The organism is uncultured Nostoc sp. (assembly GCF_964245445.1).
Classification (GTDB): Bacteria; Cyanobacteriota; Cyanobacteriia; order Cyanobacteriales; family Nostocaceae; genus Nostoc.
In genome coordinates this window covers 1-6,187 of record NZ_CAXTNE010000371.1, presented here as the reverse complement: position 1 = coordinate 6,187, position 6,187 = coordinate 1, and the positions used below count along the sequence as shown (strand labels likewise).

Annotated in this window: 4 protein-coding genes; 1 reads left to right on the top strand and 3 read right to left on the bottom strand. The window is 43.0% G+C overall.

Annotated features, from left to right (window positions below; all coding sequences use genetic code 11):
- The first annotated feature begins 148 nt into the window (after positions 1-148).
- Entirely contained in the window at positions 149-1,810 is a 1,662-nt protein-coding gene (locus tag ACFE90_RS35040) for a beta strand repeat-containing protein (protein WP_375506875.1), read from the top strand.
- Positions 1,811-1,862: 52 nt separating this feature from the next.
- On the opposite strand, the gene ACFE90_RS35035 is transcribed toward ACFE90_RS35040, so the two are convergent.
- The 3 genes from ACFE90_RS35035 to ACFE90_RS35025 all read right to left on the bottom strand — a co-directional run.
- Positions 1,863-2,699 (bottom strand): SWIM zinc finger family protein, encoded by an 837-nt coding sequence (locus tag ACFE90_RS35035; protein WP_375506874.1) that lies wholly within the window; start codon positions 2,697-2,699, stop codon positions 1,863-1,865.
- A gap of 98 nt (positions 2,700-2,797) precedes the next feature.
- The gene (locus tag ACFE90_RS35030; RefSeq protein WP_375506873.1) at positions 2,798-3,637 is read right to left on the bottom strand and encodes a nucleotidyltransferase domain-containing protein; all 840 of its coding nucleotides are present in this window, start codon (positions 3,635-3,637) and stop codon (positions 2,798-2,800) included.
- A partial coding sequence (locus ACFE90_RS35025) for a DEAD/DEAH box helicase (protein ID WP_375506872.1) occupies positions 3,634-6,187 on the bottom strand: 2,554 nt, incomplete at its 5' end. The genes ACFE90_RS35025 and ACFE90_RS35030, both read right to left, overlap by 4 nt.

Genomic DNA, 6,187 nt, shown 5'->3' with positions numbered 1-6,187 from the left:
GTAACTTTCATCTTCTTACTTCTCCCGCCTTTTTTCTAATTCACATTAGGCGTAAATTACTAATTAATATCAACTTCCTCCCACATTCATTGCTGCTAAAAAAGCCTTCTGGCTCACATTTATGTTTTAAATTTAGGGAATTTTAATTATGTCTAGACTTACGGTTCCACCCAATTTCACAGGCACTGCTGGTTCCGACACAATAGTAGGGGAAGATTTAAACAAATTTCCAGCAATTGGGATTGATATTTTAACTGGAGGTTTCATTTTTACAGGCTTAGGAAAGGACACCATTAAAGGCAACGGCACTGGCGGTAAAGGGGCTGATGGTGCTATCGGTAAGAACGTCAATGGCAGCGAAGGCGGTGCTGGAATCGGCATCAGCAATAATGGCAATCTGAATGCTGGATCGGGCGACGACGCTATCATGAGCAAGGGTAATGGGGGTCTTGGAGGCAACGGCAGGAATGAGAGTGATCCTAATCTTAGTGAAAACTCTGGCACTTTTACTTTTGGCGGCAGTGGCGGTACAGGGACTGGCATCAGTAACAGTGGCATCCTTAATACTGGGTTGGGCAACGATACTATCATCAGCAATGGCACTGGCGGCAACGGCGGTGACGGCGGCGGTCATTTCTTGAGTGGCGGCTACAGTGGATATGGGATTGGCATCAGCAACAGTGGCAAACTGAATACTGGGGGCGGAAATGACACGATCGCTGGCACTGCTCAGGGCGGCACTGGTGGTGAAGATTACCTTGGCGTCAATGGTGGTACTGCAACAGGCATCAGTAACAGTGGCAAACTGAATGCAGGGGACGGAAATGACACGATCACTGGCACTGGTCAGGGCGGCACTGGTGGTGGCGGTCGCCTCGGCAGCGACGGCGGATTTGGGATAGGTATCAGCAACACTGGGCAACTGGATACCGGAGACGGAAATGACACAATCACTGGTATCGGTATTGGCGGCATTTCCGGCTTCGGGATTGGTGGGCCTGGCTCTGGAGGTGCAGGGACTGGCATCAGCAATAATGGCAATTTGAATACAGGGGCCGGAAATGACACTATCACTGGCACTGGGACTGGGACTGCTACTAATAAAGGCCGCGTTTTCGTCGGCGATACCATTCTCACCCTCGGCGGTACTGGAACTGGCATCATTAACAGTAAGAAACTGGATACCGGAGACGGAGAAGACACGATCATAGGCACTGGCACAGGTATTGGCGGCACAAACATTTATGGAACTGGCATCCAGAACATGAAAGGTGTCACCATCACCACAGGACAGGGTAACGACACAATTACTGGTTCTGGCAAAATACCAGGCGCAAACGGCACTGCATACGGCATCTCCAACGACGGAGTAATTGATACTGGGAATGGTTGTGACATTCTTACCGGACAGGCTACAGCAACAATTGCTGGTGCTGCCTATGGCATTTATGGAAAAGGAACTATCAAGACTGGTGATGGCAATGACAAAATTACATCTACCAGTAGCATCAATGAAGTTCAACAAAAAGTTACTATTGGTGGTGGTATCAACATTGATCTAGGCACTGGAAATGACTACTTCAAAGGGTTCGGTACTGGGACTGTGGATGGTGGAAAAGGTTTTGATACCTTAGACCTCAGTGCTTTCAATCGCTCTGAACTCACTTTTTCTGGTGTAATTTCAGGCAATGCCCTAAACCCAGCTAACATCAGCTTCAATAACAATGGAGATGTTATTACACTGTCTACAACAGGCTTTGAGAATTTTATCTTTGCAGATGGCTCTTTGGGCTACAGCACTTTGGTCTGAAACTAAAATTACAACAATCTCACGAAAAATAATTACAAATTACGAATTAATATCAACTTCCTCCCACATTCATTGCTGCTAAAAAAGCCTTCTGGCTCACATCTCTGTAAACTGTATTTAAATACTTCATTACTGCATCACTGGAAGTTGAATTTACTGCATTTTCCTCTTCCTTTGCTAGGGGGATTGCTCCTAATACATCTAAGACCATCTCATTAGTGGACGGCGCAATCACTACTAATGATGACTCTAGTGGCTTATTGTATTGCCAGAAAAAGTCAATTTTTACTGAGTATTTGTTATTAGGAATTGACTGTTGAATATCGGGCGCTTCTGTGGTATTAGGTTGAATCTTGGCACTACGTAATTGGCGTAAATCGCTGATAATTTGCTCTTTGGTGCGTCCACGCAATTGAAATAGTACAAAAGGGTCTTCACTGAAGCGATCGCCTAACTGATAGTATAGGGCACCAATGTGTTTACAGGGATTTGCTTTATCAGGACAAGAGCATTTACTCTGGACATCAGAAAGGGTAAATGGAAATATCGAAAGACCATTAGTCGTGAATACTTCTTCTATATTTTGTGGCATTTCTCCTGCTAGCAGCTTGGCAGCAAAAATTGCCTTTTGGGACATGCTTTCAATTACATAACCCCACTGTTCATCACTAAAAGGTTCAAGGGAAAGGGAAACTTTATAAGGTTCTACTTCACTACCTTGCACCCTAGCTAATACTTTTGCACCTTTAAATTCGATGCTGAGAACATTTCCTTGACGAGCATAATTTCTCGCACGTTCTAAACGCTTTTTAAAGCGATAGGAATCTAGCAAATCTAGCCATTGTTGTGACCACCATTCTCGACTTGCTTGTAATGTGTAATTAGTCATGATTTTACCTTTTAAATTATTAGATAATATTCCAATTAAGTAATTAAATCTCTAAATGCAAATACCATAAATAAGACTATACCGCTACAAGTGTTCCTTCAAAACTTAAAAGTACCCCCAGATAAATTAATCAGTGTATTAATCCAATGCAAATCAGTTTTTGCATTTCGATTTAACCGCAGCATGTCGTGAAGGTTCATTACTTGGTATTGATATCTATTGAGTAAAGCATTCAATGCATTAAGAATAGATGTCTGATCTAGGGAAGGGTAGGAGTGTTTTAGAACCTCAATTAACATCTGACTGCCGCGCTGTTCAAAGTGAGCAGATGGAGACATGGAAGAAGAAGGATTTTTAAGGAAATAATCGTCAATTTGCATCATGCTTCCGCGAAAATTGTCCAGCAGTGATTGTGCATAGAAAAGTTCTCCACGCATGACTCGACGATATACTTCCTCGGCTTGTGCTAGCCCTTTGCTGATCAGTCGATTCACCTCATCAACATCTAGTGTAAACTCTAAGCCAGAAGAAGCTTCAATAACTTGGTGTATTAACTTTTTAGGATCATAAATAACTTGAACAGGTTGTAAGTACCAAGGGGAGGGCTGAAGATTGTCTGGCTGGTAGTAAAGGACATCGATTTTATTGAATGGATGGAAGTGAAAGACGCAAACCCATCGAATTCCTGCTGGCCACTCGTTGTATAGCCATTCTCCCCAGTATTTAGGAGCAGAAAAACGCTCATCAAGAAATTGCTCGTATAGTTCTGGTTGAGCAACAACTCGAAAATCAATATCAGAGAACTCATCCGTTGTCCCTGATGCTATAGACCCTTGAACGAATAAAGCCTCAACACCTTTCTTCACTAGAAAATAATCAACGACTTTGTTAAGTAAATCTTGACGTGCTGCATTTAACTCGTCTGCATTAACCTTCATCCTTCATCCTCGTCAATTACTGCACTGCGGTCAAGTATTAGTAAGTTGCGAAGCTGGTCTGTATCCAGTTCAGTCAACCATTCTTCACCTGCACCTACAACTTGTTCAGCTAGTTGTTTCTTACTTTCAATCATGTCATGAATTTTTTCTTCTAAAGTGCCAGTACAAACAAATTTATGTACTTGCACATTCCGGGTTTGACCAATACGAAATACTCTATCTGTGGCTTGATTTTCTACGGCTGGGTTCCACCATCTATCAAAGTGGAATACATGATTTGCTCGTGTTAAATTCAGTCCGACACCACCCGCTTTTAGAGAAAGAATCATAATCGGTGGGTCTTGAGGGTCGTGTTGGAAACGGTCGATCATTTCCTCTCGTTGTTTTTTGCTGGTACTGCCATATAAAAAGAATATTTCTCGCCCTAGTTGTTTTTCTAAATAGGGTTTAAGTAATTTACCCCACTCAGCAAATTGTGTAAAGATTAAAGCTCTATCGCCTTCTGCTAAAACTTCTTCTAACATTTCTTCTAGCCGCAGAAGTTTGGCTGAATTATGTTGCTCTAATGTCGCCTGTTTCAAATATTGGGCTGGGTGATTACAGATTTGTTTGAGTTTGATTAGCAAAGCCAAAATCATCCCCCGGCGTTGCAATCCTTCCGCAGATTCTATCTCTACTAAAGATTGTTCTACAACTTGTTGATAAAGTTCAGCTTGTTCACCAGTTAAACCACAAAATACAGTCATTTCTTGCTTATCTGGTAAGTCTTGAATAATTTCGCGATCGCTTTTCAATCGCCGCAGTATAAATGGTTGCACTAATGAACGTAACTGAGTCAAAGAAGCCGTATCACCATACTTTTCTATTGGCATGGCAAACCGGCGTTGGAAAAATTGCTTATTGCCTAAATAGCCAGGATTGAGAAAATCTAAAATAGACCATAGTTCTTGCAGCCTATTTTCTACTGGTGTCCCCGTCAACGCAATCCGAAATGTCGCTTCTAATTCCCGCACTGCTTTTGACTGCTTCGCCTCTGGGTTTTTCACATTCTGGGCTTCATCTAAAACAATTATCTGCCAAGAGACACTTTGCAATGACTTGATATCACGATGAAGCAGTGAGTAGCTGGTAACGATTAAATCGTGCTTTTTCACTGCTTCTAAAAACGCTTTCCCTTTTGGGCGTTTGTCACCGTGATATTGCAAAATTTTCAGGCTTGGTGCAAATTTATTGACTTCCCTTTCCCAGTTGCCTAAAACCGAAGTTGGGCAAACTAATAGTGTTGGATTTTCTAGTACATCCTGCTCTTTTAAATGTAGCAAAAAAGCAATAAACTGAATAGTTTTACCGAGTCCCATGTCGTCTGCGAGACATGCACCCAAACCCCAACGTTCCAAGAAGGACAGCCAAGCAGCACCACGTTCTTGATAAGGTCGCAACTGTCCTTTAAAGGCTGCTGGTGTGGGCAAAGGTGCGATCGCTTGATTATTGTTTAGCGCCCCAATTAACTCTTGCAACGCCCCAGATGCCTCAAAGCTAACCACTGGTAACTTTTCAATTACTTGGGTATCCCCTGTACTGAAACGCAAGGCATCTTCCAAAGAAAGCGCCATTTGGTCTTTGCGAGTGGTAAAAAAAGTTTGGGCTGTTTTGATATCTTGGGGTCGCAATTCCACCCACTCGCCGTTAATTTCTACTAGGGGACTATTTAAAGCCACAAGTTTATCAAACTCAGCTTTGGAAATAGTTTGTCCTCCAATTGCCAATTGCCATTGGAAATTCAGCAGACTTTGTAACCCTAAACGTCCCTGCTTTTTCTTTGGGGTTTCGGCAGTAATTTTCAAACCCAAACGATTTGCCCATCCTTCACGGTTCGCTAGACTGGGAGGCAAAATTACTCCCAAACCACTGTCTTCCAACCTCCAAGCTACAGCCTTGATAAACTCATAAGCTTGCATGGGGGTGATCCGAGAAAATTGGGGATATTCGGTTTCAAAACTAGGTGCGATCGCTGGATATAATCGGGAAGCTAGCCCCAATCCTCGCAAAAATGTTTCCTGTGGTTGCTCAATTGTTCGATTTTCATAAACCAATCGTTCAACTGGATTGTTCCAAATAGTTGCCGCATCCACCAAAAACTCAGGATCGTCAGCCGCTTGCAAATAATACGCCAATGTCCAATCTGTTTCGCCAGACTCTGGAGAACCCAATTGAAAACAAGTACGAAATAGAGTTTTAAGAGTTAATTGGTATTGAAGCGGCATAGTCCAAGCCTTCAGTGCCGCTTCCAGTCGTTCCACTTCAATTGCATCTGCATTAGCTGTACCAGATGTACTACTTAAGGCTTGTAACCACTGTCGCACCCCACCTGGTAAAGATGCTATCGCCTTAGCTTCCATTGGAGGCTGAGAACCCACCATTCCTCGCACTTGGGCATCTATCGTACTGTTAAGAAATCCCAGCAACAATTCTTGAGGTTCGGTAGGGAAGTTTACTGCTAGGTGAGGGGATGAGGAGGATCTTACTCTCTCATCTCCCCCCACTCCCCAC

Excerpts from the sequence above, each read along its gene's own strand:
- ACFE90_RS35040 (WP_375506875.1), top strand. The coding sequence starts at position 149 with ATGTCTAGACTTACGGTTCCACCCAATTTCACAGGCACTGCTGGTTCC.
- ACFE90_RS35035 (WP_375506874.1), bottom strand. The coding sequence starts at position 2,699 with ATGACTAATTACACATTACAAGCAAGTCGAGAATGGTGGTCACAACAA.
- ACFE90_RS35030 (WP_375506873.1), bottom strand. The coding sequence starts at position 3,637 with ATGAAGGTTAATGCAGACGAGTTAAATGCAGCACGTCAAGATTTACTT.